Source organism: Microtetraspora glauca, assembly GCF_040656155.1.
GTDB lineage: Bacteria > Actinomycetota > Actinomycetes > Streptosporangiales > Streptosporangiaceae > Microtetraspora > Microtetraspora glauca.
On the sequence record NZ_JBFALK010000018.1, the window covers coordinates 153,902 to 180,159 of the forward strand.

At 70.7% G+C, this 26,258-nt stretch carries 26 protein-coding genes; 13 read left to right on the forward strand and 13 right to left on the reverse strand.

Annotated elements, in window-relative coordinates; all coding sequences use genetic code 11:
* Nucleotides 1-35: 35 nt before the first annotated feature.
* Nucleotides 36-806: an ABC transporter permease gene (locus AB0I59_RS29800; protein WP_061260054.1), complete on the reverse strand. Its 771-nt coding sequence runs from the start codon at nt 804-806 to the stop codon at nt 36-38.
* Between the two features lie 87 nt (nt 807-893).
* Nucleotides 894-1,787: an ABC transporter ATP-binding protein gene (locus AB0I59_RS29805; RefSeq protein ID WP_061260053.1), complete on the reverse strand. Its 894-nt coding sequence runs from the start codon at nt 1,785-1,787 to the stop codon at nt 894-896.
* A 127-nt stretch (nt 1,788-1,914) separates the two neighbouring features.
* On the opposite strand from AB0I59_RS29805, the gene AB0I59_RS29810 reads away from it, so the two are divergent.
* Nucleotides 1,915-2,880, forward strand: coding sequence for a TIGR03557 family F420-dependent LLM class oxidoreductase (locus tag AB0I59_RS29810; RefSeq protein ID WP_358138201.1), 966 nt, complete (start codon nt 1,915-1,917; stop codon nt 2,878-2,880).
* A 25-nt stretch (nt 2,881-2,905) separates the two neighbouring features.
* Here the strand turns inward: AB0I59_RS29810 and AB0I59_RS29815 are convergent, their stop codons facing one another.
* Entirely contained in the window at nt 2,906-4,135 is a 1,230-nt protein-coding gene (locus AB0I59_RS29815; RefSeq protein ID WP_358138203.1) for an SLC13 family permease, read from the reverse strand.
* 211 nt (nt 4,136-4,346) lie between these two features.
* On the opposite strand from AB0I59_RS29815, the gene AB0I59_RS29820 reads away from it, so the two are divergent.
* Genes AB0I59_RS29820 through AB0I59_RS29840 form a run of 5 tightly spaced genes read left to right on the forward strand, consistent with a single transcriptional unit; the run spans nt 4,347 to nt 9,327 of the window.
* Nucleotides 4,347-5,231, forward strand: a complete 885-nt coding sequence (locus tag AB0I59_RS29820; RefSeq protein WP_061260050.1) for an ABC transporter substrate-binding protein — start codon at nt 4,347-4,349, stop codon at nt 5,229-5,231.
* Nucleotides 5,222-6,169 (forward strand): amino acid ABC transporter permease, encoded by a 948-nt coding sequence (locus tag AB0I59_RS29825; RefSeq protein ID WP_358138206.1) that lies wholly within the window; start codon nt 5,222-5,224, stop codon nt 6,167-6,169. The genes AB0I59_RS29820 and AB0I59_RS29825 overlap by 10 nt, the downstream gene beginning before the upstream one ends.
* Nucleotides 6,166-6,942, forward strand: a complete 777-nt coding sequence (locus AB0I59_RS29830) for an amino acid ABC transporter ATP-binding protein (protein ID WP_061260049.1) — start codon at nt 6,166-6,168, stop codon at nt 6,940-6,942. Before AB0I59_RS29825 ends, AB0I59_RS29830 begins: the two co-directional genes overlap by 4 nt.
* Complete coding sequence (locus tag AB0I59_RS29835; protein WP_358138209.1) at nt 6,939-8,534, forward strand: N-acyl-D-amino-acid deacylase family protein; 1,596 nt, start codon at nt 6,939-6,941, stop codon at nt 8,532-8,534. The genes AB0I59_RS29830 and AB0I59_RS29835 overlap by 4 nt, the downstream gene beginning before the upstream one ends.
* 19 nt (nt 8,535-8,553) lie before the next feature.
* Complete coding sequence (locus AB0I59_RS29840; RefSeq protein ID WP_358138211.1) at nt 8,554-9,327, forward strand: serine hydrolase; 774 nt, start codon at nt 8,554-8,556, stop codon at nt 9,325-9,327.
* A gap of 56 nt (nt 9,328-9,383) precedes the next feature.
* Here the strand turns inward: AB0I59_RS29840 and AB0I59_RS29845 are convergent, their stop codons facing one another.
* Complete coding sequence (locus AB0I59_RS29845) at nt 9,384-10,295, reverse strand: LysR family transcriptional regulator (RefSeq protein ID WP_061260046.1); 912 nt, start codon at nt 10,293-10,295, stop codon at nt 9,384-9,386.
* An 18-nt stretch (nt 10,296-10,313) separates the two neighbouring features.
* Nucleotides 10,314-11,123 (reverse strand): SAM-dependent methyltransferase, encoded by an 810-nt coding sequence (locus AB0I59_RS29850; protein ID WP_061260163.1) that lies wholly within the window; start codon nt 11,121-11,123, stop codon nt 10,314-10,316.
* Nucleotides 11,124-11,233: 110 nt separating this feature from the next.
* Here AB0I59_RS29850 and AB0I59_RS29855 point away from each other — a divergent pair, with 110 nt between their 5' ends.
* The 4 genes from AB0I59_RS29855 (at nt 11,234) to AB0I59_RS29870 (ending at nt 15,121) form a co-directional block, all read left to right on the forward strand.
* Nucleotides 11,234-12,211 carry a leucine-rich repeat domain-containing protein gene (locus tag AB0I59_RS29855; RefSeq protein ID WP_358138213.1) on the forward strand — a complete coding sequence of 326 codons (978 nt, stop codon included), beginning with the start codon at nt 11,234-11,236 and terminating at the stop codon, nt 12,209-12,211.
* A gap of 73 nt (nt 12,212-12,284) precedes the next feature.
* A complete protein-coding gene (locus AB0I59_RS29860; RefSeq protein ID WP_358138215.1) occupies nt 12,285-13,154 on the forward strand; it encodes a DMT family transporter in 870 nt (289 codons plus the stop codon).
* A gap of 192 nt (nt 13,155-13,346) precedes the next feature.
* Nucleotides 13,347-13,868: a COG4315 family predicted lipoprotein gene (locus tag AB0I59_RS29865; protein ID WP_063818956.1), complete on the forward strand. Its 522-nt coding sequence runs from the start codon at nt 13,347-13,349 to the stop codon at nt 13,866-13,868.
* A 191-nt stretch (nt 13,869-14,059) separates the two neighbouring features.
* Nucleotides 14,060-15,121: a quinone-dependent dihydroorotate dehydrogenase gene (locus tag AB0I59_RS29870; RefSeq protein ID WP_358138218.1), complete on the forward strand. Its 1,062-nt coding sequence runs from the start codon at nt 14,060-14,062 to the stop codon at nt 15,119-15,121.
* A gap of 110 nt (nt 15,122-15,231) precedes the next feature.
* Here AB0I59_RS29870 and AB0I59_RS29875 read toward each other — a convergent pair whose 3' ends face one another.
* The 4 genes from AB0I59_RS29875 to AB0I59_RS29890 form a co-directional block, all read right to left on the reverse strand.
* Nucleotides 15,232-16,863 (reverse strand): beta-N-acetylhexosaminidase, encoded by a 1,632-nt coding sequence (locus AB0I59_RS29875; RefSeq protein WP_358138220.1) that lies wholly within the window; start codon nt 16,861-16,863, stop codon nt 15,232-15,234.
* Nucleotides 16,864-16,917: 54 nt separating this feature from the next.
* Nucleotides 16,918-17,742 carry an N-acetylmuramoyl-L-alanine amidase gene (locus tag AB0I59_RS29880; RefSeq protein ID WP_358138222.1) on the reverse strand — a complete coding sequence of 275 codons (825 nt, stop codon included), beginning with the start codon at nt 17,740-17,742 and terminating at the stop codon, nt 16,918-16,920.
* Nucleotides 17,743-17,868: 126 nt separating this feature from the next.
* A complete protein-coding gene (locus tag AB0I59_RS29885) occupies nt 17,869-18,117 on the reverse strand; it encodes a hypothetical protein (protein ID WP_061260042.1) in 249 nt (82 codons plus the stop codon).
* A 107-nt stretch (nt 18,118-18,224) separates the two neighbouring features.
* On the reverse strand, nt 18,225-19,328 hold the full coding sequence (locus tag AB0I59_RS29890) for a LacI family DNA-binding transcriptional regulator (RefSeq protein WP_358138224.1): 1,104 nt from the start codon (nt 19,326-19,328) through the stop codon (nt 18,225-18,227).
* A 248-nt stretch (nt 19,329-19,576) separates the two neighbouring features.
* On the opposite strand from AB0I59_RS29890, the gene AB0I59_RS29895 reads away from it, so the two are divergent.
* The gene (locus AB0I59_RS29895; protein WP_061260041.1) at nt 19,577-20,212 is read left to right on the forward strand and encodes a TetR/AcrR family transcriptional regulator; all 636 of its coding nucleotides are present in this window, start codon (nt 19,577-19,579) and stop codon (nt 20,210-20,212) included.
* A gap of 179 nt (nt 20,213-20,391) precedes the next feature.
* Here AB0I59_RS29895 and bldC read toward each other — a convergent pair whose 3' ends face one another.
* Both bldC and AB0I59_RS29905 read right to left on the reverse strand, forming a co-directional pair.
* Entirely contained in the window at nt 20,392-20,595 is a 204-nt protein-coding gene (gene bldC, locus AB0I59_RS29900) for a developmental transcriptional regulator BldC (RefSeq protein ID WP_013133571.1), read from the reverse strand.
* 321 nt (nt 20,596-20,916) lie between these two features.
* Nucleotides 20,917-21,789: a DUF8083 family protein gene (locus AB0I59_RS29905; RefSeq protein WP_061260040.1), complete on the reverse strand. Its 873-nt coding sequence runs from the start codon at nt 21,787-21,789 to the stop codon at nt 20,917-20,919.
* Nucleotides 21,790-21,991: 202 nt separating this feature from the next.
* Between AB0I59_RS29905 and AB0I59_RS29910 the strand changes: the two genes are divergently transcribed.
* On the forward strand, nt 21,992-23,146 hold the full coding sequence (locus tag AB0I59_RS29910) for a Leu/Phe/Val dehydrogenase (protein WP_358138229.1): 1,155 nt from the start codon (nt 21,992-21,994) through the stop codon (nt 23,144-23,146).
* A 151-nt stretch (nt 23,147-23,297) separates the two neighbouring features.
* Nucleotides 23,298-23,528: a DUF3073 domain-containing protein gene (locus tag AB0I59_RS29915; protein WP_061260039.1), complete on the forward strand. Its 231-nt coding sequence runs from the start codon at nt 23,298-23,300 to the stop codon at nt 23,526-23,528.
* A gap of 218 nt (nt 23,529-23,746) precedes the next feature.
* Here AB0I59_RS29915 and purM read toward each other — a convergent pair whose 3' ends face one another.
* Both purM and purF read right to left on the reverse strand, forming a co-directional pair.
* A complete protein-coding gene (purM, locus tag AB0I59_RS29920) occupies nt 23,747-24,772 on the reverse strand; it encodes a phosphoribosylformylglycinamidine cyclo-ligase (RefSeq protein ID WP_228645853.1) in 1,026 nt (341 codons plus the stop codon).
* Nucleotides 24,773-24,818: 46 nt separating this feature from the next.
* A complete protein-coding gene (purF, locus tag AB0I59_RS29925; protein WP_061260037.1) occupies nt 24,819-26,255 on the reverse strand; it encodes an amidophosphoribosyltransferase in 1,437 nt (478 codons plus the stop codon).
* Nucleotides 26,256-26,258 lie beyond the last annotated feature (3 nt).

Genomic DNA, 26,258 nt, shown 5'->3' on the forward strand with positions numbered 1-26,258 from the left:
CCCGATTTGGTCTGGCTCGATTTGGGCCGGCTCGACTATGAGCGGCGCGGCTCCCAGCGGAACCGGCGGCTGATGACCAGCAGCGCGATGGCGGCCCAGACGCTCAGGTTCAGCAGCGGTACCACCGCGGCCTGCAGGTCACCGGCGAACGTGCCGTCGGCGAACGTCGCCCCGCCCACCTTGACCACCGCGGCCGTGGGCAGCAGGTCGAGTACGGTCGACAGCCAGCCGGGAAGGAGCTGGTTCATCGGCCCGAAGGCGCCGGCGCCCAATCCCGCGATCATGAAGAACGGGATGCTCAGCGGCGCGGCCACCTCCGCCCGGGGGATCACCACGGTCCAGGCGGCGCCGAGCGACGTGATCACGGCCGCGCCGAGCACCACGAAGACCGTGAACAGGACCGGATCGCGCGGCGCGGTGGCCGAGGTGAGGTTCACCACCGCGACCGTGGTGACCAGTGCGATCAGCACGCTCTGGGCCATGATGTTGAGCAGTTCGCCGCCGAGAACCGCACCGTCGCCCAGCCCGGAGGCCCGCAGCCGCTTGAGGATGAGCTGGTCGCGCCGGGCGGTCAGCGAGACCGCGCTCTGGTTGAACCCGCTGAGCGTGAGGGACACCGCCAGCATGCCGAGCAACTGGGCGACGATCACCGAGGTTTCACCCGGGCGCAGCCGGTCCATCATGACCGGCAGGCCGATGCCGAGCCCCACCGAGGTCAGCACCGTCGCGGTCAGCGCCTGCTTGTCCCGCCAGTAGATCCGGCCGCCGAGGCGGGCGACCGCCAGGGTCTCGCGTACCGTCGTCATCGCGTCCGCTCCTTGCCTGTCAGGGTCCCGCCTACGGTCGTCATCGCGTCCGGTCCTTGCTCGCGAGGGTCTCGCGCACTGTGGTCCTCACGCCTTCTCCTTGCTCGCCAGGTCGAGGAACAGGTCTTCGAGCGTCGCCGTACGGACCTCCAGGCCGCGTAGCCGCAGCCCGCGCTCCCCGGCCCAGCCGAGCAGCGTCTGCGCGGCCACGTCGGGATCGGGGACACGGCAGACGACCGTGGTGCCCTCGACGGCCGTGACGTCCACGGGCAGGTCCCGCGCCTCCACCCCCGAAGGCAGCTCGAACGCCACCCGCCCGGTCTGGGCCGCCAGGGTCTCCGCCATGCCGCCGCTCGCCACGATCGCACCCTTGTCCATGATCGCCATGGTGGTCGCGAGCCGCTGGGCCTCCTCCAGATAGTGCGTGGTGAGCAGGACCGTGGTGCCCCGCGCGGCCAGGTCGGTGACGACGTCCCAGGTGGCCTTGCGCGCCTCGGGGTCCATGCCCGTCGTGGGCTCGTCGAGGAAGAGCAGGTCGGGACGGCCGAGCGTGGCCAGCGCGAGGTCCAACCGGCGCTTCTCACCGCCGGAGAGCTGGCGCACCTTGGTCCCCGCCTTGCCGGTCAGACCGACCAGCTCCAGGGCCTCCGCGCGGGGCCGGGCGACCGGGACGAACTCCCTCCAGGAGTCGACGGTCTGCGCCACGGTCAGGTCGGGGAAGAACCCCGCCTCCTGCAGCATGATGCCGATGCTCTTGCGCACCTTGGCGCGGTCCTTGACCGGGTCGAGCCCGAGCACCCGTACGGTGCCGCCGTCGGGGCGCTGGAACCCGGCGAGGATCTCCATCGTCGTGCTCTTGCCCGCGCCGTTCCTGCCGAGCAGGGCGAAGATCTCGCCCTTGGCCACGCTGAAGGAGATCTCCCTGACCGCCTCGAAGTCCGCGTAGCTCTTCCTGAGCCCGTCCACCTGGATCGCTTCCATGGGTCCGATTCTTCGGATCGCCACAAGACGGCGGCAGTGAAAAATTCACGACTTCCGTGAGAGGACGCCCGGCAAAGAGACCTTCCGCCTCGGCGAGCCCCGGCCGGAGGTGGGTAGTCGTCGGCGTATGGCTCAGATCGGGTACACCATGATGACCGAGCAGACACCCCCCAGGCAGCTGGTCGACGACGTCGTCATCGCCGAGCGCGTGGGGTTCGACTACGCGGTGATCTCCGACCACTACTTCCCCTGGCTGGAGGAGATGGGGCACGCGCCGTACGCGTGGTCGGTGCTGGGCGCGGCGGCCGTCTCGACCCGGCGTCTGCCGCTCATGACGTACGTCACCTGCCCGATCATGCGGTACCACCCGGCGGTGGTCGCGCAGAAGGCGGCCACCGTCGGCGCCCTGTCCGAGGGACGGTTCACCCTCGGCCTGGGAGCGGGGGAGAACCTCAACGAGCACGTGATCGGCCACGGCTGGCCGCCGGTCAACACGCGGCACGACATGTTCCGCGAGGCCATCGAGATCATCCAGGAGTTGTTCGAGGGCGGGTACACGAGCTATCGCGGCGCGCACTTCGACGTCGACTCGGCCCGCCTTTTCGACCTTCCGGACGAGCCGGTGCCCATCGCGGTCGCCGCCTCGGGGGACCAGTCCTGCGAGATCGCCGCCGAGTACGGCGACGGCCTGGTCGCGACGGATCCGGACGCCGACCTGGTCGCGAAGTTCGTCGCCGAGGGCGGCAGGGACAAGCCGGTCTACGGCCAGCTGGCCATCGCCTACGACCCGGACCGGGGAGCGGCGGTGGAGCGGGCCCACCGGCTCTGGCGCTGGGCGATGGCGGGCTGGAAGGTCATGGCCGAGCTCCCCGCGCCGGTGAACTTCGACGCCTGCGCCGCGACCGTACGGCCCGAGGACGTCGCGGAGAAGGTCCCGTGCGGCGCGGACGTCGACGCCGTGGTGGAGGCGGTGCGCCAGTACACCGACGCCGGGTTCACCCACGTCGCCCTGGTCCAGATCGGCCACGAGCACCAGAACGAGTTCTTCGACTGGTCGCACCGGGAACTGCTGCCCGCGCTCCGCGGCATCTGAGCGACCGCCCGCCCGCCGCCCGCGCTCAGGGGCCGATCAGGCGGAGTCCCGCCCACAGCCCGCCCACCGCCACCACCAGCGCCGCGGGAACAGTGAGGAGGCCGAGCCGCAGAAACCGACCGAGATCGGGCTCGTGGGCATGGGCGTGGAGCACCCGCCGCCACAGCAGGGTCGCGAGCGATCCCACGTAGGTGAGGTTCGGGCCGATGTTCACCCCGATCAGCGTCGCGAGCACGGGACCCGCGCCGCTCGCCGCCGTGATCGGCAGCAGGACGAGCACGGCGGGCAGATTGTTGAACAGATTCGCGAGCACGGCGGCGATGGCGGCGACGGCCAGCAGCCCGAGCAGCGAGTCGCCCCCGGGCACCAGAGGGCGTACGGCACGGCCCAGCCCGCCGTCCACCACGGCGCGTACGACGACTCCGAGCGCGAGAACGAATCCGCAGAACGGGAGATCGGCCGAGCGGAGCACCGAGCGGACGGTCACCCGGCGTTGTCCGAGGGCCCGCGCGGCCAGCACGAGCCCACCGGCGAGCGCGGCCCAGGCGGGGTTGACGCCCACGGCGGACGCTACGACGAAGCCCGCGAGCGTCAGCGCGACCGTGGTGAGGGCGAAGATCGGGACACCGGGCCCGTCGTTTCGCGGCCGGTGTTCCGGCGGCCGCAGTTCGGCGGCGAAGAAACGGCGGAAGACGGCGTACTCCACCGCGATCGCGCCCAGCCACGGCAACGCCATGAGCGCGGCGAAGCGGGCGAACGACAACCCGCTGGCCGTGAACGCCAGCAGGTTCGTCAGGTTGGAGACCGGGAGCAGCAGCGACGCCGTGTTGGCCAGGTGACCGCACGCGTAGAGGTGCGGAGCGGGCCGTACCCGCAGGCGGGACGTGGTGGCGAGGACCACGGGGGTCAGGAGCACGACGGTGGCGTCCAGGCTGAGCACCGCCGTGACCAGGGAGGCCACCACGAACACCCGGAGCAGCAGGCCGCCTCGCCCGCGGGCCATCAGCGCGCCGGCGGCCTCGAACAACCCTTCCCGGTCGCACAGGTAAGCCAGCGCGAGCACGGCGGCCAGGAAGCCGACCACCGGAAGCAGGCGCAGCGCCTCCGCCCAGGCGGTCTGCGGGGATACCAGGCCGAGCGCGATCGCGAGGCCGGCGGCCGGGGCCGCGACCACGATCTCCGGGAGCCCCTTCGGCCGGACGATGGCGAAGCCGAGCGCCAGGAGAAGCAGAACGACCGACGTCGCCTCCGCCATCGATCCCTCCTTCGCCGCGCGCAGGAGGACGTTACAAGGGCCGTCCCGTCTGATCACGCGTCGGGGCCCGGAGGACGCACCCGGAGCCGTTCCGGTGCGGGGAGGAAGCAACGAAGAATTCGGCGCTCAGACCCGCAAGCGTTCAGGACTCTTGGGCCTGTGACATGGTATCGCCAGCATATGCTCAATCGTTCGCAAATCAGGAGGATCCATGGCAAATCGCCTATTTGTTGCCATTGCTGGCGCGCTGGTGGTGTCCGCGCTCGCGGGCGGCTGCGGGCGTTCGTCGTCGGGAGACACCGCGGGCGAGGGCGCGGCGGCGACGGCGGACAAGTCCGCCAAGGATCTGGTGCCCGAGGCCGTGCGCAAGACCGGCGAGCTGCGGGTGGCCACGTCCGAGGGTTACCCGCCGATGGAGATGTACAAGAAGGGCACCCAGGAGCTCACCGGTGTGGACCCCGACCTCGGCGCCGCCATCGCGGAGAAGCTGGGGCTCAAGTTCACGATCACCAACGCCGCCTTCGACGGCCTCATCCCCGGCCTGCAGGGCGGCCGCTGGGACATCGTGATGTCCTCGATGAGCGACACCGAGGCGCGGCGCGGCGCGGTCGACTTCGTCGACTACTTCAACGCCGGCGGCGCCATCATGGTCAAGAAGGGCAACCCCGAGGGCATCAAGACGCTCGACGACCTCTGCGGCAAGACGGTGGTGCTCGCCAAGGGCAGCTCCAACCTCGCCATCGGCGAGAAGCAGAACGAGAAGTGCACCACCAAGATGAAGATCATGCAGAGCGAGGACGCCCCCACCGGCCTGCTCTCGCTCGACTCCGGCCGCGCGGTCGCCACCATCGTGGACTCTCCCGTCGCCCACATGTACGCCAAGGACACCGGCAAGTACGACGTGCTCTCCGAGCAGTACGACGCCGGCCCGTGGGGCATCGCGATCGACAAGCGCAACACCGGGCTGCGTGACGCCGTGGCCAAGGCCATGGCCGAGCTCCAGGCCGACGGTGGCTACAAGTCCGTGCTGGACGAGTACGGCGTCGGCGCCAACGCGGTGTCCGAGGTCCTGGTCAACACGACGCCATGGAAGTGACACCGGCCGGGGGCGCTCCCGGATCGCAGGAGGGGCCGGCGGTCGAGCCGCCGGTCGAACTGCCGATCGACGCGGTGCGGCCCCCGCGCCCCGGTCGGCTGATCGGGGCGGCGGTCGCCCTCCTCTTCCTGGCCTGGCTCGCGTACACGGTCATCGTCAACGAGAATCTCCACTGGGACGTGATCGTCTCGTTCCTCGGTGACGGCAGGATCCTCGGCGGCCTGTGGGTGACGATCCAGCTCACCGTGCTCTCCATGGCGATCGGCCTGGTCCTCGGTGTGCTGGCCGCGGTCATGCAGCTGTCCGACAGCCCCGTGTTCCGCGGTACCTCGGCCCTCTACACGTGGTTCTTCCGCGGCACGCCCCTGCTGGTGCAGCTGATCTTCTGGTTCAACATCGGCCTGGTCTTCCCGTCCTTCGGGATCGGTGTGCCGTTCGGCGGACCGAAGCTGGTCGAGTGGCAGGCGAACGAGCTGATCACGCCGTTCACCGCGGCGCTGCTCGGCCTCGCGATCAACGAGGGCGCGTACATGGCCGAGATCGTGCGAGCCGGCATCCGCTCGGTCGATCCGGGCCAGCGCGAGGCCGCCGAGGCGCTCGGCATGTCGCATCGGCAGGTGCTGCGCCGGGTGGTGCTGCCGCAGGCCATGCGTGTGATCATCCCGCCGACCGGCAACCAGTTCATCTCCATGCTGAAGACCACGTCGATGGTCTCGGTCATCGCCGGGGCCGAGCTGCTCACCGTCGCCCAGCGCATCTACCTGGGCAACTTCGAGGTCATCGCGATGCTCATCGTGGCGTCGATCTGGTACATCGTGCTCACCACGATCGCCAGCGTCGGCCAGCACTTCATCGAGAAGCGGTTCGAGCGCGGTCACGCCGCGCTGGGGGCGCGGGTCCGCCGCAACCTGCGGCCGTTCGCGAAGGAGCCGGCATGACGGCGGGGCAGGCCGAGCCGATGGTCAAGATCCGCTCCCTGCGCAAGCGGTTCGGCGCGGTCGAGGTGCTCAAGGGCATCGACCTCGACGTCCCGCACGGCCAGGTGGTGTGCGTGGTCGGCCCGTCCGGCTCGGGCAAGTCGACGCTGCTGCGCTGCGTCAACCGGATGGAGACCATCGACTCCGGCCGGATCTGGGTGGACGGCGACCTGATGGGGTACGCCGAGCGCGGTGACCGGTTGCACCTGCTGCCTCCGGCGGACCTGTGCCGGCAGCGCCGTCCCATCGGCATGGTCTTCCAGCGGTTCCACCTGTTCCCGCACCGCACCGCGATCGAGAACGTGATGGAGGGGCCGATCACCGTGCTGCGCACGTCGCGGGCCGAGGCCCGGCGGCAGGCCGAGGAGCTGCTGGAGCGGGTCGGCCTGGCCGACCGCGCCGACCACTATCCCGCCCAGCTCTCGGGCGGCCAGCAGCAACGCGTCGCGATCGCCCGCAGCCTGGCCATGCGGCCCAAGCTGATGCTGTTCGACGAGCCGACCAGCGCGCTCGACCCCGAGTTGGTCCAGGAAGTGCTCGCGGTCATGCGCGACCTCGCCGCGACCGGCATGACGATGATGGTGGTGACGCACGAGATGGGCTTCGCCCGGGAGGTCGGCGACCAGCTCGTCTTCGTCGACGGCGGTGTGATCGTGGAGCGGGGCAACCCCCGCGAGGTCCTGGCCAATCCCCGGAACGACCGTTTCCGCGCCTTCCTCGGGCAGGTGTTGTGAGCCGCTTCGACCTGCTGGTCCGCGGAGGCGTCCTGTTCGACGGTACGGCCCGGCCGGGCAGGGAGGCGGACGTCGCCGCGGACGGCGGCCGGCTGACCGTGCTCCCTCCGGGCGCCGCGGTCGACGCCGCGGAGGTGATCGACGCTCGCGGGCGGGCCGTCGCCCCCGGATTCATCGACGTGCACACGCACTCCGACGGCGTCAGCCTGCTCGGCCAGGGCGACCGGGAGCTGGTACGCGCCTCGGTGCTCCAGGGCGTGACCACGGAGATCTGCGGCAACTGCGGATCGAGCCTGTTCCCGGCGCTGCCGGAGCGGCTGGCCGCCATGCGGGCGGACGCCCGCGTGTCCTTCGGCGGCGACGTCGGCATATATGAGGACTTCGAGGGATTCGCCGAGGCGCATGCCCGGGTTCCCAGGGCCAACCACCTCTCCTCACTCGTCGGCCACGGCACGCTGCGCGCCGGAGTGCTCGGCCCCGTGGACCGGCCCGCCACGCCCGCCGAGCTGGCCGCGATGTGCGACCTCCTCGACCGTGCCCTGTCCCAGGGCGCCGCCGGGCTCTCCACCGGCCTGATCTACACCCCCGGGACGTACGCGAGCACCGACGAGGTGGTGGCGCTGGCCGCCGTCGCCGCCCGGCACGGCAAGCCGTACGTCACCCACCTGCGCGACGAGATGGCCCGGGTGGAGGAGGCGCTGGAGGAGGCGGTCGAGATCGGCCGCCGCAGCGGCGCCGCGCTGCACGTCTCGCACCACAAGACCGCCGGCCGGTACGCCTGGGGCCGCACGGAACGGACCCTGCCGAGGATCGCCGAACTGCGGGCCGCCGGAATGGACGTGACCTGCGACGTCTACCCGTACACGGCGGGGAGCACGGCGCTGGCCGCGATGCTCCCTCCGTGGGCGAACGACGGCGGCATGGCCGGGCTCACCCGCAGGCTGGGCAGCCCGGAGGAGCGCGACCGGATGCGCCGCGCCATCGCCGAGGGCGTGCCCGGCTGGGAGAACACCGTCGGCAACGGCGGCTGGGACCGGATCTCGGTCGCCTGCGCGCCCCGCCACCCGGAGACCGAGGGCAGGACCATCGCCGACCTGGCCGCGACCGCGTCGGCCGAGCCCCTCGACATGGTCGCGGAGCTTCTCCTCGCGGAGGGCGGCGAGGTGACGATCATCAGCCACTCCATGATCGAGGATGACGTCCGGCGGGTGCTGGCCGCGCCGTACGCGATGATCGGTTCGGACGGCGTGCCCAAGCCGGGCGGCCGGCCGCACCCGCGCTGGGCGGGGACGTTCCCCCGCGTGCTCGGGCACTACGTCCGGGAGCTGGGCCTGCTCACGCTGGAGAGCGCGGTGCACAAGATGACCGGGATGGCGGCGGCCAGGTTCGGCCTGACCGGGCGCGGCGTGATCCGCGACGGCGCGCACGCCGACCTCGTGGTCTTCGACCCGGACACCGTGGCGGACGGTGCCACGTTCGCCGACCCGCTGCTGCCTCCGGCCGGTGTGGACGCGGTCGTCGTCGGCGGGGAGATCGTCGTCCGTGCGGGCGTGGAGACCGGCGCGCGGCCGGGAAGGGTGCTGGCCCTGTGACGGCCTGGAAGGAACTGTGATGATCGAGGAGATCGCCGCGTCCTGCCCGGGGACGCTCGCCGTATGCGTGCCCGGCCTGCTCGGTGTGAACGAGGACGTCGAGCTCCCGCTCGCCAGCACCGGCAAGCTGCTGCTGCTCGCGGCGGTCGCCCAGGGGCTGACCGCCGGTCAGCTCGACCCGCACGAGCCGGTCGAGCTGACCGAGGACGACTACGCCCGGGGATCCGGGCTGCTGATCGGGCTGTCCGCACGGCGGTGGACGATCGCGGACCTGGCCCTGCTCACCGCGTCGGTCAGCGACAACACCGCGACCAACGCGCTGCTGCGCAGGCTCGGCCTGGACCGGGTGGACGCGGTCGCGGCCGGGCTCGGACTGGGCAGGACCCGGATCCTGGACCGGATCCGGGAGCCCCGGCTGCCCGTCCACCCGCCGGCCTTCGCCCTCGGCACCGCCCGTGATCTGGCCGCGCTCGCCGTCGGCCTGGACGGCGACGATCCGTGGAAGCGGCTGATGCTGGGCTGGATGGCGCACAACACCGACCGGAGCCTGGTGCCCGCGCTGCTCCCGCATGAGCCCGAGGACCGCGAGATCCCGGAGGCCGTGCCGTACCCCGGGGTGTGGGTGGCCAACAAGACGGGCACCGACGCCGGGACCCGAGCCGACGTCGGCCTTCTCGTCGGGACCCGGCGGGTCGGCTACGCCGTGCTCGCCCACGGTCCCGCGGGGCGCGAGCACGACCTGGTCCTTGCCGTCCGTGAGGCCGGCCGCGTCATCGCCGGATTCGCGCACTGACCGTCGGTGCTGTCGGTGCTGTCGGTGCTGTCGGCGCCGACCACCGGCGGCGGCCGTCAGCGGAGCGCGATGCGCAACCGGGACGAGGCGTCGCGGAGATAGTCCAGGAAGGACCGGAGCGCGGGGTTGGGATTCGTCGGCCGCGCCGCCGCGCCGATCCTCCGGTAGAGCTTGGGCGCGTCCACCTGGCAGACCTGGATGCCGCTGGCGCCGTGCGCGCCGAGGCTCGGCACCAGCGCCACCCCCAGCCCCGCGCGCACCAGGCCGAGCGTCACCTCGTAGTGGTCGCTGCGGCACCGGATCGTCGGGCTGAACCCCTCAAGCGCGCTGGCACGTTCCAGCACCGAGACGGGAGTGTCCGTGCCGTACGTGGTGATCCACGGCTCGTCGGCCAGGTCGGCGAGGCGCACCCGGGGCCGCTGTCCCGCCGGGTGGCCGAGCGGCAGCACGAGCAACTGGGGCTCGTCGAACAGGTGGGTGACCTCCACGCCCTTGGGCGGCTTCCACGGGTCGAGCGCGTGCTCGAAGACGACCAGCACGTCCAGCGCGCCCCGCTCCACGTCGGGCAGCAGGTCGTGCGGCTGACCGAGCACGAGGTCCAGCTCGACGGCGGGATGCCGGGCGGTGAAGGTGGACAGCGCGAGCGGCAGCAGCCGGTAGCCCGCCGAGGCGAAGAACCCGATGCGGAGCTGTCCCGCGTCCGCCCTCGCCTGGGCGAGCAGGTCCTTCTCCGCGGCCTCGATGAGGTCGAGCACCTCGTGCGCCCGGGTGGCGAGCCGCCGCCCGGCCGCGGTGAGCCGCAGACTGTGCGCGGCGCGCTCGACCAGGCCGACGCCCGCCTCCTCCTCCAGCCGGGAGAGCTGGTGGGACACGGCGGAAGGGGAGAGCCGCAGATTACGCGCGGCTCCGGCGATGCTCCCCGTCCGGTAGACCTCGAGAAGCACCCGCAGGCGGTGGCTGCTCAGCATCCACCCAGTATGGGTGCACTATCGGAGCAGCCCGACCCCGCTGAACCCGTCGACGCCCGGCAGCTTGGGCAGCGCGGGCTCGCCCTCCTCGGGGCGCCAGTCGCCGGTCGAGACCAGGCCGGGCTCCACGAGTTCGAATCCGTCGAAGAACCGCAGGATCTGGGTGCGGGTCCGGGGCGTCGCGTTGCCGGCCGAGGTCGTGGCGTACAGCTCGCGGCCCTCGCGCAGCGCCTCCTCGTCGAGGTCTCCGTAGGAGAGGTGGCTGATCACCATGGCGCTCCCGGGAGCGAGCCGGTCGCGCAGGGTCGTGACCACCCGCTCGGCGATTTCGTCCTCGGGAATGAAGTGCAGCACGGCGAGCATGAGCAACCCGACCGGCCGGTCGAAGTCGAGGTGCCCCACGACCCGCGGGTCGTCGAGGACGGCCCCGGGATCGCGGAGATCGCCGTCCACGACGATGGTCTGCGCGTTGTCCTCCAGGAGGGCACGCCCGTGAGCGAGCACGATCGGGTCGTTGTCGACGTACACGACGCGGGACTCGGGGGCGGCGCGCAGCGCCACCTGGTGCACGTTCTCCTGCGTGGGCAGGCCCGCGCCGATGTCGAGGAACTGGCGGATCCCGGTCCCGGCCAGGAAGCGTACGGCACGGCTCAGGAATCGCCGGTTGGCCTGGACGCCCTCCCTGACGTTGGGCGTGAGCTCGATGACCTTCTCGGCGGCCGCCCGGTCGGCGGCGAAGTTGTCCTTGCCGCCGAGGAGATAGTCATAGATCCGGGCCACACTCGGAATGTTCGGGTTGATCCCTGGGGGCGCCTGTTCCGTGCTCATCTGTTCCATCCCGCACCTGCTCGTCGTGATCCCACACGCTAGCCGATAGATCATGATTTACGCAGATAAAACAGGGATCATCGTTACATTTCGGTGAGGAGTCGCACAGCGTGAAGGATCTCGCGTCGCTGCCCGAAGGCGCCCTCCGATTCGAGGACGGCGTGCCTGTCGCCCTGCACGCCCCGAGCAGCGGGCTGACCGCGTTGCCGCCCTCCGTCGGGGAGCTGACCTCGCTGCGCCGCATCGACCTGGACGGCAACGCGCTGACCGTCCTGCCCGCCGCCCTCGCGGAGCTGCCCCGCCTGGAGGTCCTGACGCTCTACGGCAACCGCCTCGACGCGATCCCGCAGGAGCTCGGCCGGCTCGGCTCGCTGGAGCATCTCAGCGTCGGCGGCAACGCCCTCACGTCGGTGCCCGGCACGATCTGGGGGTTGACCCGCCTGCGGTCCCTCAACCTCGCGGAGAACCTGCTCACCGAGATCCCCGAGGCCGTCGGTGACCTCGTGGAGCTGCGGATGCTCGACCTCGGTCACAACCGGCTCGGCGGCCTGCCCGACAACATCGGCGACCTGCCGAACCTCACGGACTACCTCTACCTGAGCGACAACGGGTTCACGACGGCCCCGCGGTGGCTCGGACGGCTGGACCGGTTGGACTACCTCAACCTCACCGACAACCGGCTCACGGAGCTGCCGGACGCCATCGGGGACATGGCGGCGCTGCGCGAGCTGCGGATCTACAACAACCAGATCACCAGGCTGCCGGACACGATCGGGCGGCTGGGCCGCCTGCGCGAGCTGCACGCCATGAACAACCGCCTCACGGAGTTGCCCGAGTCCGTCGGCGACCTGAGCGCGCTGCGTCACCTGGACCTGCGGAACAACCCGATCCGGAGGCTGCCCGGCACGATCGGGAAGCTGACCCGTCTCACCCATCTCGACCTGCGCGCCACCCGGCCGCGAGAGCTGCCCGAGAGCCTGGCCGACCTGCCGTGCCTGGAGAAGCTCGACCTGCGCTGGACCAAGCTCGACCGGATTCCCGCCTGGCTCGGGGATCTGCGCGATCGGGGATGCGTCGTCCTCCTGTGACGGTGACCGACGCCCGAATAAATCGGTGCAGCCCGAAATGTCGGTCCCCTAGGGTCCGCATATGAACCACATCATGAGGGATCGGAACATCGATCACCGCACGCTCGCGGCAGTGATCGTCACCGTGCTCCTGTGGGCGTCCGCCTTCGTCGCGATCAGGAGCGCGGCGCAGCATTTCGCTCCCGGCGCGCTGGCTCTCGGACGGCTGGCCGCGGGCTCCGTGACCCTCCTCGTCATCCTGCTGGCCCGCCGCGAGGGGTGGCCGCCCAGGGCCGCCTGGCCCGGCATCCTGGCCTCCGGGATCCTGTGGTTCGGGCTCTACATGGTCGTACTGAACTGGGGCGAGCAGGAGGTGGACGCGGGCACCGCCGCCATGGTGGTCAACGTCGGCCCCATCCTGATCGCCCTCCTCGGCGGCTGGCTGCTCAAGGAGGGGTTCCCGCCGCGCCTCATGGCCGGCATGGCGGTGTCGTTCGCCGGGGCCGTCGTGGTGGGCGTCTCCATGTCCGGCGGAGGCCGCTCCTCCGTCCTCGGCGTCCTGCTCTGCCTGGTCGCCGCCGTGACGTACGCCGGGGGAGTCGTCTCCCAGAAGCCCGCCCTGCGGCACGCCTCCGCGCTCCAGGTGACGACCTTCGGCTGCCTCGTCGGGGCCCTGGGCTGCCTGCCGTTCGCCGGGCAGTTCGTGTCCCAGGTGGGAGACGCCCCACTGCCCGCCGTACTGAACGTCGTGTACCTCGGCGTGTTCCCGACCGCGCTCGCCTTCACCACGTGGGCGTACGCGCTCGCCCGTACGACGGCGGGGAACATGGGGGCGACGACCTACGTGGTGCCCGCCCTGGTCGTCCTGATGGCTTGGGCGTTCCTCGGAGAGGTTCCGGGCCCGCTGACCTTCGCCGGGGGCCTCGTCTGTCTGGTCGGCGTCGCGATTTCTCGCCGCCGGTGAACATGAGTTTTCCGACATATCCGTCCCGTACGCGCAAGCCGCAACGTTTCGGTGCTCCGTATGGAACGGCCACGAGCCGCAAATCAAAAGACTTGTAAAGGCATCTCTCAGTACTTCGTGTCTAGCCGGTGAAAAGGCCCGGCGGCGTGTCTCCTAGATAGCCGTATTCGCCTACTGCCTTGGAGGCCGAACATGAAGAAACTGCTGTACGTGGGTGCGCTCGCGCTCGGCGTTCTGGCGACCGGCTGCGGTGCCGGCACGGACAACACCAGCGGAGCCAGCCCGGTCGCCGGTGAGGAGACGTCGCCCGGAATGTCTCCCTCGGAGATGATGACGCCGATGCCCGCGGAGACGGGCCCGGCCAAGCTCGCGGTCATGACCTCGGGCCTCGGAAAGATCGTCGTCGGCACCAACGAGCACACGGTCTACCTCTTCGAGAAGGACAAGAACGGCAAGTCGTCCTGCACGGGCGCCTGCGCGGAGGCCTGGCCTCCGGTGGTCTCGCAGGGCAAGCCCGAGGCCGGCGAGGGCGTCAAGGCGAACCTGCTCGGCACGCACAAGCGCGCCGACGGCAAGATGCAGGTGACCTACAACAACCACCCGCTGTACTACTTCGTCAAGGACGAGAAGCCCGGCGACACCAAGGGCCAGAAGCTCAAGGACTTCGGCGCCGAGTGGTTCGCGGTGAGCCCGGACGGCAAGAAGGTGGGCTAGAGCCGGTGACCTCGGTTCCGAGGTTCCGGCTTCACGCGTCACCGGATCGGCCGTACGGCCGGATCACTCGTCGCCCCGGGCTCACCGGCCCGGGCGGCGAGCTCTGCGGAATCGCCCTGGCCGTGTTGGGTCGGCGCCGCGGGCCCGCCCGCGGACCAGCGACCAGGGTCGAACCGCTACCCTGACCGGTGATGTATCGATTCGTGTTCACGCAGGTCCTGAGCCGCTTCGACGCGGAGGACATCCACCATCTGACCGTCAGGGCGCTCCACCTCCTGGCGGTCCTTCCCATCGCCAAGCGGGTGTTGCACCGGCGGCTGGCCCCCCGTGACGAGGCACTCCGCGTCCGCGCGTTCGGAGTGCACTTCCCCGGCCCCTTCGGCCTGGCCGCCGGATTCGACAAGAACGCCGAGGCGTTCGAGGCGCTCGCGGCTTTGGGATTCAGCCACGTCGAAGTGGGGACCATCACCGCGCGGCCCCAGCCGGGGAACCCTCGCCCGCGCCTGTTCCGGCTGGTCGGGAACCGCGCGATCATCAACAGGATGGGCTTCAACAACGCCGGAGCCCGCGCCGCCGCGGCACGGCTGCGCCGACCGCGGGGCCTCCCCGCGGTCGTCGGCGTGAACATCGGCAAGACCAAGGTGGTGCCCGAGGAGCGGGCCGCCGAGGACTACATGGCCAGCGCCAAGGAACTCGCCCCCCTCGCCGACTACCTCGTCGTCAACGTCAGCTCGCCCAACACTCCCGGCCTGCGCAACCTCCAGGCCGTCGAGCTGCTCCGGCCCCTCCTGGAGAGCGTCAAGAGCGTGGCGGGCCGTACCCCGCTGCTCGTGAAGATCGCTCCCGATCTGGCGGACGAGGACGTCGACGCCGTGGCCGATCTGGCGGTCGAGCTCGGCCTGTCCGGCATCATCGCCACCAACACCACGATCGGGCGGCCCGGCGTCGTCAGCGACGAGGCGGGCGGTCTGTCCGGGCGCCCGCTCAAGGCGCGGTCACTGGAGGTGCTGCGCCGGCTGCACGCCCGGGTGGGAGACCGGCTGACGCTGGTCTCCGTCGGCGGCGTCGAGGACCTCGACGACGTGTGGGAGCGCATCCTGGCCGGGGCGACCCTCGTCCAGGGATACACCGGCATGATCTACGAGGGCCCGCTGTGGGCGTCGCGGATCCACCGAGGGCTCTCCCGGCGGCTTCGCCGCCACGGCTACCGCTCGATCTCCGAGGCCGTCGGGGCGGCCGACCGCGTCACCTGAGGCCCTCGCGTCACGCGCGGTTGAGGCCCTCGGGTCACCTGAGGCCAGGCCACCGCGATCCACTGAGGCCACCGGGCGGCCGGCCGCGTCGCCGGCCCCGGGGCCACCTGTCACATGCTCGGCCGGGTGGAGTCCGCGGTGAGCGTCAACTCGTCCAGGTGCCGCATGACGTCGTGGATCTCGATGGCGCCCGGCCGATGGCGCCGCGCCCCGCCGCCGCGCTGCCACGGCCGGGGCCCCTCCAGCGGGCGGTACTCCACGCCGAAGGCGTCCAGCCGCTCCAGATGGCGGGCCAGGCGGTCCGGGAACGACGACGGCGCCGGCCCCCCGGTCCACCCGATCTCGGCGGCGGCGCAGCCCCGCGGCCAGGCGCGATAGTCGAGCGTCCGGCCGTCGGGGATGCGCTCGCTCCAGAGCTGGAACTGCAAGCCGGCGACCCGGGCGCGCTCCGCGTCGTCCCACGTCGCGGGGGCGGGCTCGAACGCCGCCACGTCCGCGACCGTGATGGTCTCGCCGATGGCCAGCGGCTCCTCGGCCGAGGCCGCCTCGGCGTAGTCGAAGTACATCGGGAAGACCGGCGTCGCGACCACCTCGTGCCCGGCGGCCGCCGCGCGGCGGCCCACCCCGGCGCCCCGCCACGGCATGACCAGCGTGTCCTCGCGCAGCATCCCGCTGACGAACGCCTCGTCCCAGACGACGGCCCGACTGCCGCGCTCGGCCAGCAGGTCGGCCAACCGGCGCAGGAACCAGGCGTGCAGGTCGGCGGGCGAGCCGAGGCCCAGTTCCGCCTGGTAGGCCGTGATCTCGGCCGACGCCGCCCAGGCGTCCAGCACGCACTCGTCCCCGCCGATGTGCAGGTACGGCACGGTGCCCAGGGCGTCGATGATCTCGTCGAAGACCGTGGCCAGGAAGTCCACGGTGGCAGGGAGCGGCGAGAGGATCGCGGGGGAGATGCCCCAGCGGTCCAGCACCCGGTGCGCCTCGCCCGGCGTCGCCCCCAGCGACGGGTACGCCGCCAGGATGGCCGACGCGTGCCCCGGCACGTCGATCTCGGGGACCACGGTGACCGCCCTGGCCCGCGCGTACGCGCCGATCTCGGACAGGTCCCGCAGCGTGTAGTAGCCGCCGTGCGGCACGCCGTCGTAGGTGGGCTCCTCCCCGTAGAAGCTGGTGACCGTCTGGGACCGGTGCGCGCCCACTTCGTGCAGCAGCGGGAAGGCCCGGCTCTCCAGCCGCCACCCCTGGTCGTCCACCAGGTGCAGGTGGAGTCGATTCAGCTTGTGCAGGGCGAGCAGATCGATCATCCGCAGCACTTCCCGCTTCGGCAGGAAATTTCGGGACACGTCGAGATGCGCCCCGCGCCAGGAGAAGGCGGGGGAGTCCTCGATCCGCCCGCAGGGTACCCGCCACTCCGTTCCCGGAAGCGGGACCGACCGGAACGCCTCCACGGGCAGCAGTTGCCGCAGGGTCTGCCCCGCGTAGAACGCCCCCGCCGGGTCGGCGGCCACGATCCGCACCTCATCGGGCGTGATCGCGAGCGCGTACGCCTCGGCGCCCAGGCCCGGGTCCCGCGTCACCCGCACCGCCCCCGACGCGTCCCCACGCCCGAGATCGAGGACGGCGAGCGCGAGCCGTACGGGATCGACCAGGTCGGCGGGACCCGACACGGCGGCCCCGGGAGCGAACGCGAACGATCCGGGCGCGGTCTCGGCCAGCCGTGGGCGAGGAAGAAGCTGATCCATGCCTAGATCATGCCAAATCACCCATCCCGCGCCCATGAGCCGGGAGTGACAGGATCAGGACAGGTAGTTCGTGACGCCCTTGGCCAGCGAGTCCGCCGCCTGCTGGCGGAACGTGGCGCTCTTCATCCGGGCCGCGTCGCCCGCGTTGCGCATGTTGCCGACCTCGATGAAGATCTTCGGAACGCTCGAGAGGTTCAGCCCGCCGAGGTCGTTCCTGAAGTCCAGCGCGTTCTTCCCGATGTAGGTCGAGTACGCCTGGCCGGTCCCCGCGTGGAACGCGTTCCGGACCGCGATGCCGAGCTTCCGCGAGTCGTTCACCACGGGATCCACCGGCCCGTCGATCTTCTTGGGCATGATGATGTGGAACCCGTGGCCGCTCGCGGGCGCCCCGTCGCCGTGAATCGAGATCGCCGCGTCGGCCTTGGCCTGGTTGCCGATCGCCGCGCGCTGGGTGATGCACGGGCCGACGCTGGTGTTGTTCTTACGGGTCAGCTTGACCGTCGCACCTTCGGCCCGCAGCACCTTGGCCAGCCGGGTCGAGACGTCCCACGTGAAGGCCGCCTCGCTGTACCCGTCGTTGGTCGCGGTGCCCGTCGTGTCGCAGGGCTTGCGCTTGGTGAGGACGTTCACCTGCTTGTTGATGATCTCAGGATGCTTGTAGTTGCCGCCGTTGTGACCGGGATCGATCACAATGACCTTGCCCGCGAGAGGTTTTCCCGGCGGGCTGGGCGCCGCGGCAACCGGCTCGGAGACCTGCCCGGCGGTGACGGCGGCACCGGCCGTACGGCTCTGCGGCGCGCCGGCGGGGGCCACACCGGCCTGGTCGGCGACGGTCGAGCCCGCCGTGCCACCGCACGCGGCGACTCCCAGCCCGCACAAGGCCAGAATCGTTGCGGTAAGTGGTCGTCTGATCACGCTCGGATCCCTTCGCAGAAGTCAGCTCACCAACTTACGCGAGCGCCGGCGTGACGAGACCGTTATGTCGGTGATAGGCCGTGAAAGGGATCACCAGGCGGGCTCGGCGACCTCCTGCTTCTCCAAGAGGGCGGCCAGCTCGCGGGCGTCCTCCGCGTCCAGCCCGAGGACCACCCGGGGACGCCCCCACGGATGGTCGATCGAGTGGGCGACGTAGCTGGCCACGGACTCGCCGCCCACGTCGCCGCTCCGCCCTCGTGTCTCCAGCCAGTGCGCCCAGGCCCGTTCCAGCTCGGCAGCGGCCCGCTGCGCGCAGGAGACCAGTTCCGGATCACGCATGAATCCCCCCGTTGTCGCCTTTCCGGCCGCCCACCGAGCGACCCGCCGGGGGTCGGCGTCATGCGCAGAGTCAACACCCTCCGCGCGCCGGCGCCACGCCGGTTGACCTAGCTTTGGACATCGCTTGGAGCGGGCCCGGTGCTGTGCCGTACGACGATCTGCGGCGTGACCTCGCGCAGCCGGCCGACCTTGCCCGGTTCGGTGATGCGCTCGCTCAGCAGGGCAGCCGCGGACCGGCCCATGGCCCGGCGCGGCTGGTCGACGCTGGTCAGCGACACGTGGTTCACCGCGGCCAGATGGGTGTTGTCGTATCCGACGACGGACAGGTCCTCCGGAACCCGCAGGCCGAGCTCGCTGGCGGCCGTGAGCACGCCCATGGCGACGATGTCGTTGGCGGCGAAGACGGCGGTGGGCCGAGGTTCGCGCTCCAGCAGAGCCCTCGCCGCCCGCCGTCCGCCCTCCTCGGTGAAGTCACCGTGCTCCACCATGATGTACGGCGCGAGCGCGTGGCGGCGCATGGCCACCAGGTAGCCCTCGCAGCGGCATCTGGCCGCCGAGGAGGGCGTGCCCTCGATGTGCGCGATGCGCCGGTGTCCCAGTTCGACCAGGTGGTCGACCGCGAGCCTGGCGCCGAGCTGGTCGTCGTCGACGACGATGTCCACGCCGTCGAGTTCGACGTCGCGCTCGCCCACCACCACGGTCGGCGTGTAGGCGGCGGCCTCGGCGAGGGTGTTGCTGGACGGGGCCACGCCCAGCAGGACGAGGCCGTCCACGCGCAGCTCCAGGAAGGCCTCCACGGCCTCGTCCTCGAACGCCGGATCCCAGCGCCCGCTGCCGATCAGCAGTCGGAGGCCGTCGCCGTGCAGGCTCTCCTGCAGGCCGTCGAGGAACTCGGCGTAGAACGGGTTGTGCAGATCGGCGACCAGGGCGCCGACAAGATGGGTACGGCCCTCGACGAGGCTGCGCGCCACGGCGTTCGGGCGGTAGCCGAGCTCCCGGGCGGCCTGTAACACCGCTTCCCTGCGATGTTCGCTGACGTGCGGCGATCCCCGGAGCACGAGCGAGACCAGCGACTTCGAGACGCCGGCACGCTCGGCCACGTTTCGGATCGTCGGCCGTGGCCGCGGGCTGAAGCCATCGGGCAGTCCGGGGTCGGGTTCGGACACCTCGATGTCGTGCCGGGCGGTGGTCTGTATGGACGGTCCTGACATGGTTCTCCCCACGATGCGCGGACGTGCACCTGACAGACCAAACGATCGAGAGGCCGGAAGGGTACGGGTTTCTCGCTGTAACGCGCGTACTTCCCTTTTGCTCCGGCCCCGCGGGCGGAACGGGCGCGCTGTCACGACGGCCTGCCATTCATGATCAAATCGAGTGATCGTCACCGCCGTGCTCCGCTAGTCTGCGGAGTGTGGGCGTGATTTCCCAGGCCGAAAAGAACCAGAAAGTCCCGGACAGGGTGGGTACACGACCGGCGCGTCGCCGGCTCAGCGTCGATCGGCGCCGTGAGGAGCTCATCACCGCCGCGCTGGAGTTGTTCAGCAGGCACGAGGCCGAAGACGTCTCGATCGACGATGTGGCCACCGCCGCGGGGGCCTCGCGAGCGCTGGTGTACCACTACTTCGGCGGCAAACAGGAGCTCTACGTCGCGTCGCTGCGCAGCGCGGCGGAGGAACTGGAGGCCCGGCTCCGCCCCGAGGGCGCGGAACGGCCCCTGGAACGGCTGTCTCGGGGACTGAGCCGATACTTCGACTTCGTCGAGGAGCACGCGGCCGGCTTCGCGGCGTTGCTCAAGGGGGGTCCCGCCAACAGAGCGGGTGAGGTCGGTGAGATCGTCGAGAGCGTACGGCGGCGCCTGCTCCGACTGATCACGGACGAGATGCGGGTCGCCGACCCGGGCCCGGTGCTGCGGATCACGCTCCGGTCGTGGATCGCCTCGGTGGAGACCGCGGGACTCGACTGGCTGGAGCACCGCGACATGGAGCGGGCCGAGCTGGAACGCATGCTGGTGGACCACATGGTCGCCCTGCTGGAAGTCGCCGGGCGGCACGACCACCGCGTACGGGAGCTCATCGAGATGGGGCCGGCGTCCTAGGTGGTGCCGGTGAGTATCTGCCGGGGACGGTGGCGCCGGGCGGGCGGCGCCGATACGGCACCTCCCGTGACCCGTATCGGCCACGGGTGAGTGGTGCCGTGATGGACGCGCTCACATCGCTGGCGTGTCTGACGCGAGCGCGCCGTCTCCCCCCTCGACTGGCGGACGACGCCCGACCCCTACTCGGAGCGCTGCTGCGGAATCCCCGCCAGCAGCGCCCGGACCTCGGTCTCCCGGTAGCGGCGGTGCCCCCCGAGGGTGCGGATGGACGTCAACTTGCCCGCCTTCGCCCACCGAGTGACGGTCTTAGGGTCGACGCGGAACATGGTGGCGACCTCCGCCGGGGTGAGCAGTGGCTCGGCCTCGGGTGTACGAGCTGACATGTGTGCGGCCTCTCCTCCGTGTGGACCGGCGACAGCGATCCTGCGACTAATCCTGGCGCTTGTCACGGATGTCCCCCAATGATCCATAAGTGCGGTTTCGTGGATCATTTTCGGTATCACCCGATGTGACCATACAGCCACGTAATGCGATTGGCGAGCCCTTAGGGAGCAACGCCCCGACCACGTGGTGATGTCACGCTCGGTGATTCTAGCGACACGCTTCGTGGTATCGCAGTGAAAACGGCAAACTACTCAGTTCGCAGATGTGAGATCGAACATCCCATGACCTAATAGTGCAGGTCGGGGGTGGCGATATGGGCTTTAGTTGGCAGACTGGAGAGCCTGGATCGACCTCCAGCGGAGGACGACACGCTGGTACATCGCGAAAGCAAGTTCTTCCTGACCGTTGTCCAAACCGGTGAGCGCGGCGGCCAACTCGGCGACCGACTGGTCGGCCTCCAGCGTCTCGTCGTCCATGAGGTGGACCAGCCCGCCGTAGTCCAACTCCACCAGCGAGTGGGGGTGGAACTCCTCCAGCCACCTGCCGACCTCTTCGAACTCGCCGAGGGCGGCCGTGTCCGGGGCGTGCCGTTTGATCACCCCGAGAGCCCTGGCCACCCGCCGGCGGGCCTGCGCCATCGACGTGACGTACAGCATGTTGCGCGCGGGGGCGGCCACGGCCTGCGCGCCCGGGTCGCCGCTCTCGGGCGTCTCTCCGCCGAGCACGAGCCACCGCTCCGTCGAGTCGAAGGGGACGAACCACGCCGTCGGCACGTGCCAGGTGCTGGTCTGGATGTACGTGCGCAACGACGTGCCGTCCCGCTTGAAACGGTCGAAGTCGTCGGCGGTCCGCTCGGCGATCGCCCGCGGCACGAACCGGTCGGCCAGTTTCACCGGCGTGCCGCCGCGGAACGAGGCGAACGCCAGCCAGGACCGCAGCCTGGTCTGCCAGGGGCAGACGTAGAGGACGTCCTCCACTCTGCGCAGGTAGGCGTTGGGGCTCTCCTGCTCCGGAGCGGGCGACGGGGGAACCCGGAGGAGCCTGTGTACGGCCTCGCCGTGCTCGACGCGCAAGGCCCCCGCCCGGCGCGGCCGGTCCCGGGACTCGGCGTATGCGGCCCAGATTCTCTGATCCCGGGGGGAGAAAGCGGCCAGCGGCTCATAGACGCGGAGGTAGGCGGCATAGGGCAGCACACCTGAATCGTGCCATGAGGCCGGGGAACATGGGAGAGCCGTCTCGGCTTTTCATGATCGTACAGCTCGGCGTGGTTAGGCTGAGAGCGGCCCGCTCGCGAACTCCGGCGCCGCCTTACCCGGCGCGACGCCGAGCCCCCTGAGCGGGCCTGCGGATCCGCCGCGACGAGGCGGCGGACAGAGGCGGTCAGGAGTCACCACCGTGATCGACGTCTTCGGGCTCTCCCACAAGGACAGCAGGCCCATCAACGTCACGACCGGCGCGGACCGGAACGAGTCCACGACGGAATCCCCCACCAGGCGAGGCCCGCGACACGAGCAGGTCGTGTTCTGCTCGGACGAGCGCAGCGGCCTCTACGCGATCATCGCCATCTACAGCACCGCCCTCGGGCCCGGGCTGGGCGGCACCCGGTTCTACCCCTACGAGAGCGAGCAGGCGGCGCTCGTCGACGTGCTCAACCTCTCCCGCGCCATGGCATACAAGAACGCCCTCGCCGGGCTCGACCACGGCGGCGGCAAGGCCGTGATCATCGGTGACCCGTCCACGGACAAGACCGAGGCGCTCCTTCGGGCGTACGGGCGGTTCGTCGAGTCGCTCGGCGGCCGCTACTACACCGCCTGTGACGTGGGCACCTACAGCGAGGACATGGACGTCGTCGCACGCGAGTCGTCGTACGTGACCGGCCGGACCCCGGCGCACGGCGGGGCGGGCGACTCCTCGATCCTCACCGCGTTCGGTGTCTTCCAGGGCATGCGCGCCGCCGCCGAGCACACCTACGGCACGCCCACGCTGCGCGGCCGGCGGGTCGGCGTCGAGGGAGTCGGCAAGGTGGGCCGCCGGCTCGTCGACCACCTGATCGAGGACGGCGCCGAGGTGGTGATCTGCGACGTCAACGAGGAGGCCGTCGACCTCGTACGGCGGCGCCATCCCTCCGCCGACGTGGTCGCGGACGCCGCGACGCTGATCGCGTCCGACATCGACGTCTACGCGCCGTGCGCGCTCGGTGGCGCGCTGAACGACGCGACGGTCCCGCTCCTGCGCGCGGGGATCGTCTGCGGCGGTGCCAACAACCAGCTCGCCCACGCCGGGGTCGGGAAGCAGCTGGTGGAACGCGGCGTCCTCTACGCCCCGGACTATGTGGTGAACTCCGGCGGAGTCATCCAGGTAGCCGACGAAATCGAGGGTTTCAACATGGAGCGGGCCAGGGCAAGGGCGGCTCAGATCTTCGACACGACCGCGAAAATCTTCGCCCTGGCCGCCGACGAAGGCGTTCCGCCGGCGGCGGCAGCCGATAGGCTGGCCGAGCGCAGAATGTCGGAAGTCGGGCGGCTTAGGGGCATCTGGCTCCGCCGCTGACCATCGACGCCCATACGACGTACCGAGCGGCGCGCAAAACAGGTACGGTTATAGGCGAACGAGAGACTGGCGCCTAAAGTCAGGTGGCGCCAGTGCGCGGTGCGTTAGCGACGAGGGGTCCGGTGCGACCCCGCATGAGGGGGTCGAGCCAATGGGGCGCGGCCGAGCCAAGGCCAAGCAGGTCAAGGTCGCCCGCCAGCTGAAGTACAACAGCGGCGGCACTGATCTTGAGCGTCTGCGCGCGGAGCTCGGAGTCGTGGACGAGGGCGATTCCGGCCACAGTGACGAGCAAGACCCTTACGACGAGCTGGCTGATCGGTACGCCGATTACGCCGTCGACGATGACGAGGGCGACGGCAAAGACTCGTCCCGACGCCGTTAGCCGTTCCTGACAGCGGGCGAGGTGACACCACCCGGCGATGGCCAGACCACGCCGGGTGACTTCACGTTGTCAAGGGTCCGATCGAGCGCCCCGGTGATGCCGGGGCGCCTTTTGGCGTGTACGGCACGTCGCCGGTGCGCGAAGGACCGCCTGGCCAGGCGCGACGCCTGACCAGGAACGGGCTTCACCGGGTTCGGCTGTTTCAGGGCTCGGCGGCTTCAGCGGTACCGCGCGGCGCCGGTGCCGGGGACGACCTCTCCGAGCACCCAGGCGGGCACGCCCCGCTCGGTGAGCACGGCCACCGCCCGGTCGGCCTGATCGGCGGGAACGACGGCGCACATCCCCACGCCGAGGTTGAACGTCCGGTCCATCTCGGCCTGAGCCACGCCGCCGTGTCCGGCGAGTACCTCGAAGATCGCGGGCGGGGTCCACGAACCCCGGTCCAGCACGGCGTCGGCCGTACCGGGCAGGGACCGGGCGAGATTGGCCTCCAGGCCGCCGCCGGTGATGTGCGCGAAGGCGTGCACCTCGACCTCCCGGATCAGCGCGAGGCAGTCCAGGGAGTAGATGCGGGTGGGTTCGAGCAGCTCCTCGCCGAGCGTGCGGGACAGCTCGGGAAGCTGCCGCTCAAGGTCCAGGCCGGCGGTCTTGATGACATGCCTGACCAGGGAGTATCCGTTGGAGTGCACTCCGCTCGACGCCAGGGCGAGCACCACGTCGCCGGGCCGTACACGGTCCGGGCCGAGCAGCTCGTCCGCCTCGACGACGCCTGTGCCCGCACCGGCCAGGTCGTACTCGTCGGGGCCCATGGCTCCCGGGTGCTCGGCCGTCTCGCCGCCGACGAGCGCGCAGCCGGCGAGCCGGCACCCCTCCGCCACGCCGCCCACGATGTCGGCGATGCGCTCGGGCACCACCTTGCCGCAGGCGATGTAGTCGGTCATGAACAGCGGCTCGGCGCCGCACACGACCAGGTCGTCGACGACCATGCCGACGAGGTCGATGCCGATCGTGTCGTGCTTGCCGAGGCGCTGCGCCAGCATGACCTTGGTGCCGACGCCGTCCGTGGACGTCGCCAGGAGCGGACGGCGGTAGCGCAGGAAGGCCGAGGCGTCGAACAACCCGGCGAACCCGCTGGCGTCGTCCACCACCTCGGGACGCCGGGACCGGGCGACCCGGGACTTCATCAGCTCGACGGCCCGGTCACCCGCCTCGATGTCCACACCCGCGGCGGCGTAGCTGGTCATGTGTTCCCCTTCGTCAATCGTGCCCGGCCGTTCTTCCGGCGACCGGTCACAGCTGCCCTTCCAGGACGTACTTGCCGACCTGGTCCTGGTCGATCGCGATGGGGTACTCGCCGGTGAAGCAGGCACGGCAGAGCCGCTCAGCCGGGATCGTGGTCGCCTGGGTCAGCCCCTCAAGGGAGATGTAGCCGAGAGAGTCGGCGCCCAGGGAGGCGCGGATCTCCTCCACGGACAGCGACCCGGCGATCAGCTCCGCCCGGGTGGCGAAGTCGATGCCGTAGAAGCACGGCCATGCGACCGGCGGCGAGGAGATCCGCACGTGGACCTCCGTGGCGCCCGCCTCGCGCAGCATCTTGACGATGGCCCGCTGGGTGTTGCCGCGCACGATCGAGTCGTCGACCACGATCAGCCGCTTGCCCTGGATGACCTCGCGCAGCGGGTTCAGCTTGAGGCGGATGCCGAGCTGGCGGATGGTCTGCGACGGCTGGATGAAGGTCCGGCCGACGTAGGAGTTCTTCACCAGGCCCTGGCCGTACGGGATGCCGCTCTGCTCGGCGTAACCGATGGCCGCGGGGGTGCCGGACTCCGGTGTGGGAATGACGAGGTCGGCGTCGACCGGGTGCTCGCGGGCCAGCTGGCGGCCCACCTCGACCCGGGTCGCCTGTACGCCACGGCCGGCGATCGTGGTGTCCGGCCGGGCGAGGTAGACGTACTCGAACAGGCAGCCCTTCGGCGCGGCGGCGGCGAAGCGGCGGGAACGGACCCCCCGCTCGTCGATCGTCAGCAGCTCACCGGGCTCGATCTCGCGGACGAACGTGGCGCCGACGATGTCCAGCGCGGCGGTCTCGGACGCGACCACCCATCCGCGCTCAAGCCGGCCGAGGACCAGCGGCCTGATGCCCTGCGGATCGCGGGCGGCGAACAGGGTCGTCTCGTTCATCCAGACCAGGGAGTAGGCGCCCTTGACCTGGGGAAGCAGCTCGGCGGCCGCCTCCTCGATCGACTGCGCGCGGTCCTGCGCCAGCAGCGCCGTCAGCACCTCGGTGTCGGTCGTCGCTCTGATGACGTCCGGCGGGAGCCGCAGCGAGAGCTCCCCGGTGTTGATCAGGTTGCCGTTGTGGGCGAGCGCGAGGCCGCCCTGCTCGGTCGAGCTCAGCGTGGGCTGGGCGTTCTCCCAGACGCTCGATCCGGTCGTGGAGTAACGGCAGTGCCCGATCGCCACGTGACCGCGGAGGGTTCCGAGGATGGACTCGTCGAAGACCTGGGACACCAGGCCCATGTCCTTGTAGACGAGGATGCGGCTGCCCTCGCTGACCGCGATGCCCGCGGACTCCTGCCCGCGGTGCTGCAGCGCGTACAGCCCGTAATAGGTGAGTTTGGAGACATCTTCCCCGGGGGCCCACACGCCGAACACGCCACAGGCGTCCTTGGGTGCGCGATCCAGGGAATCGAGGTCATGGCTCAGTCGGCCGTCGCCTTTCAGCACATG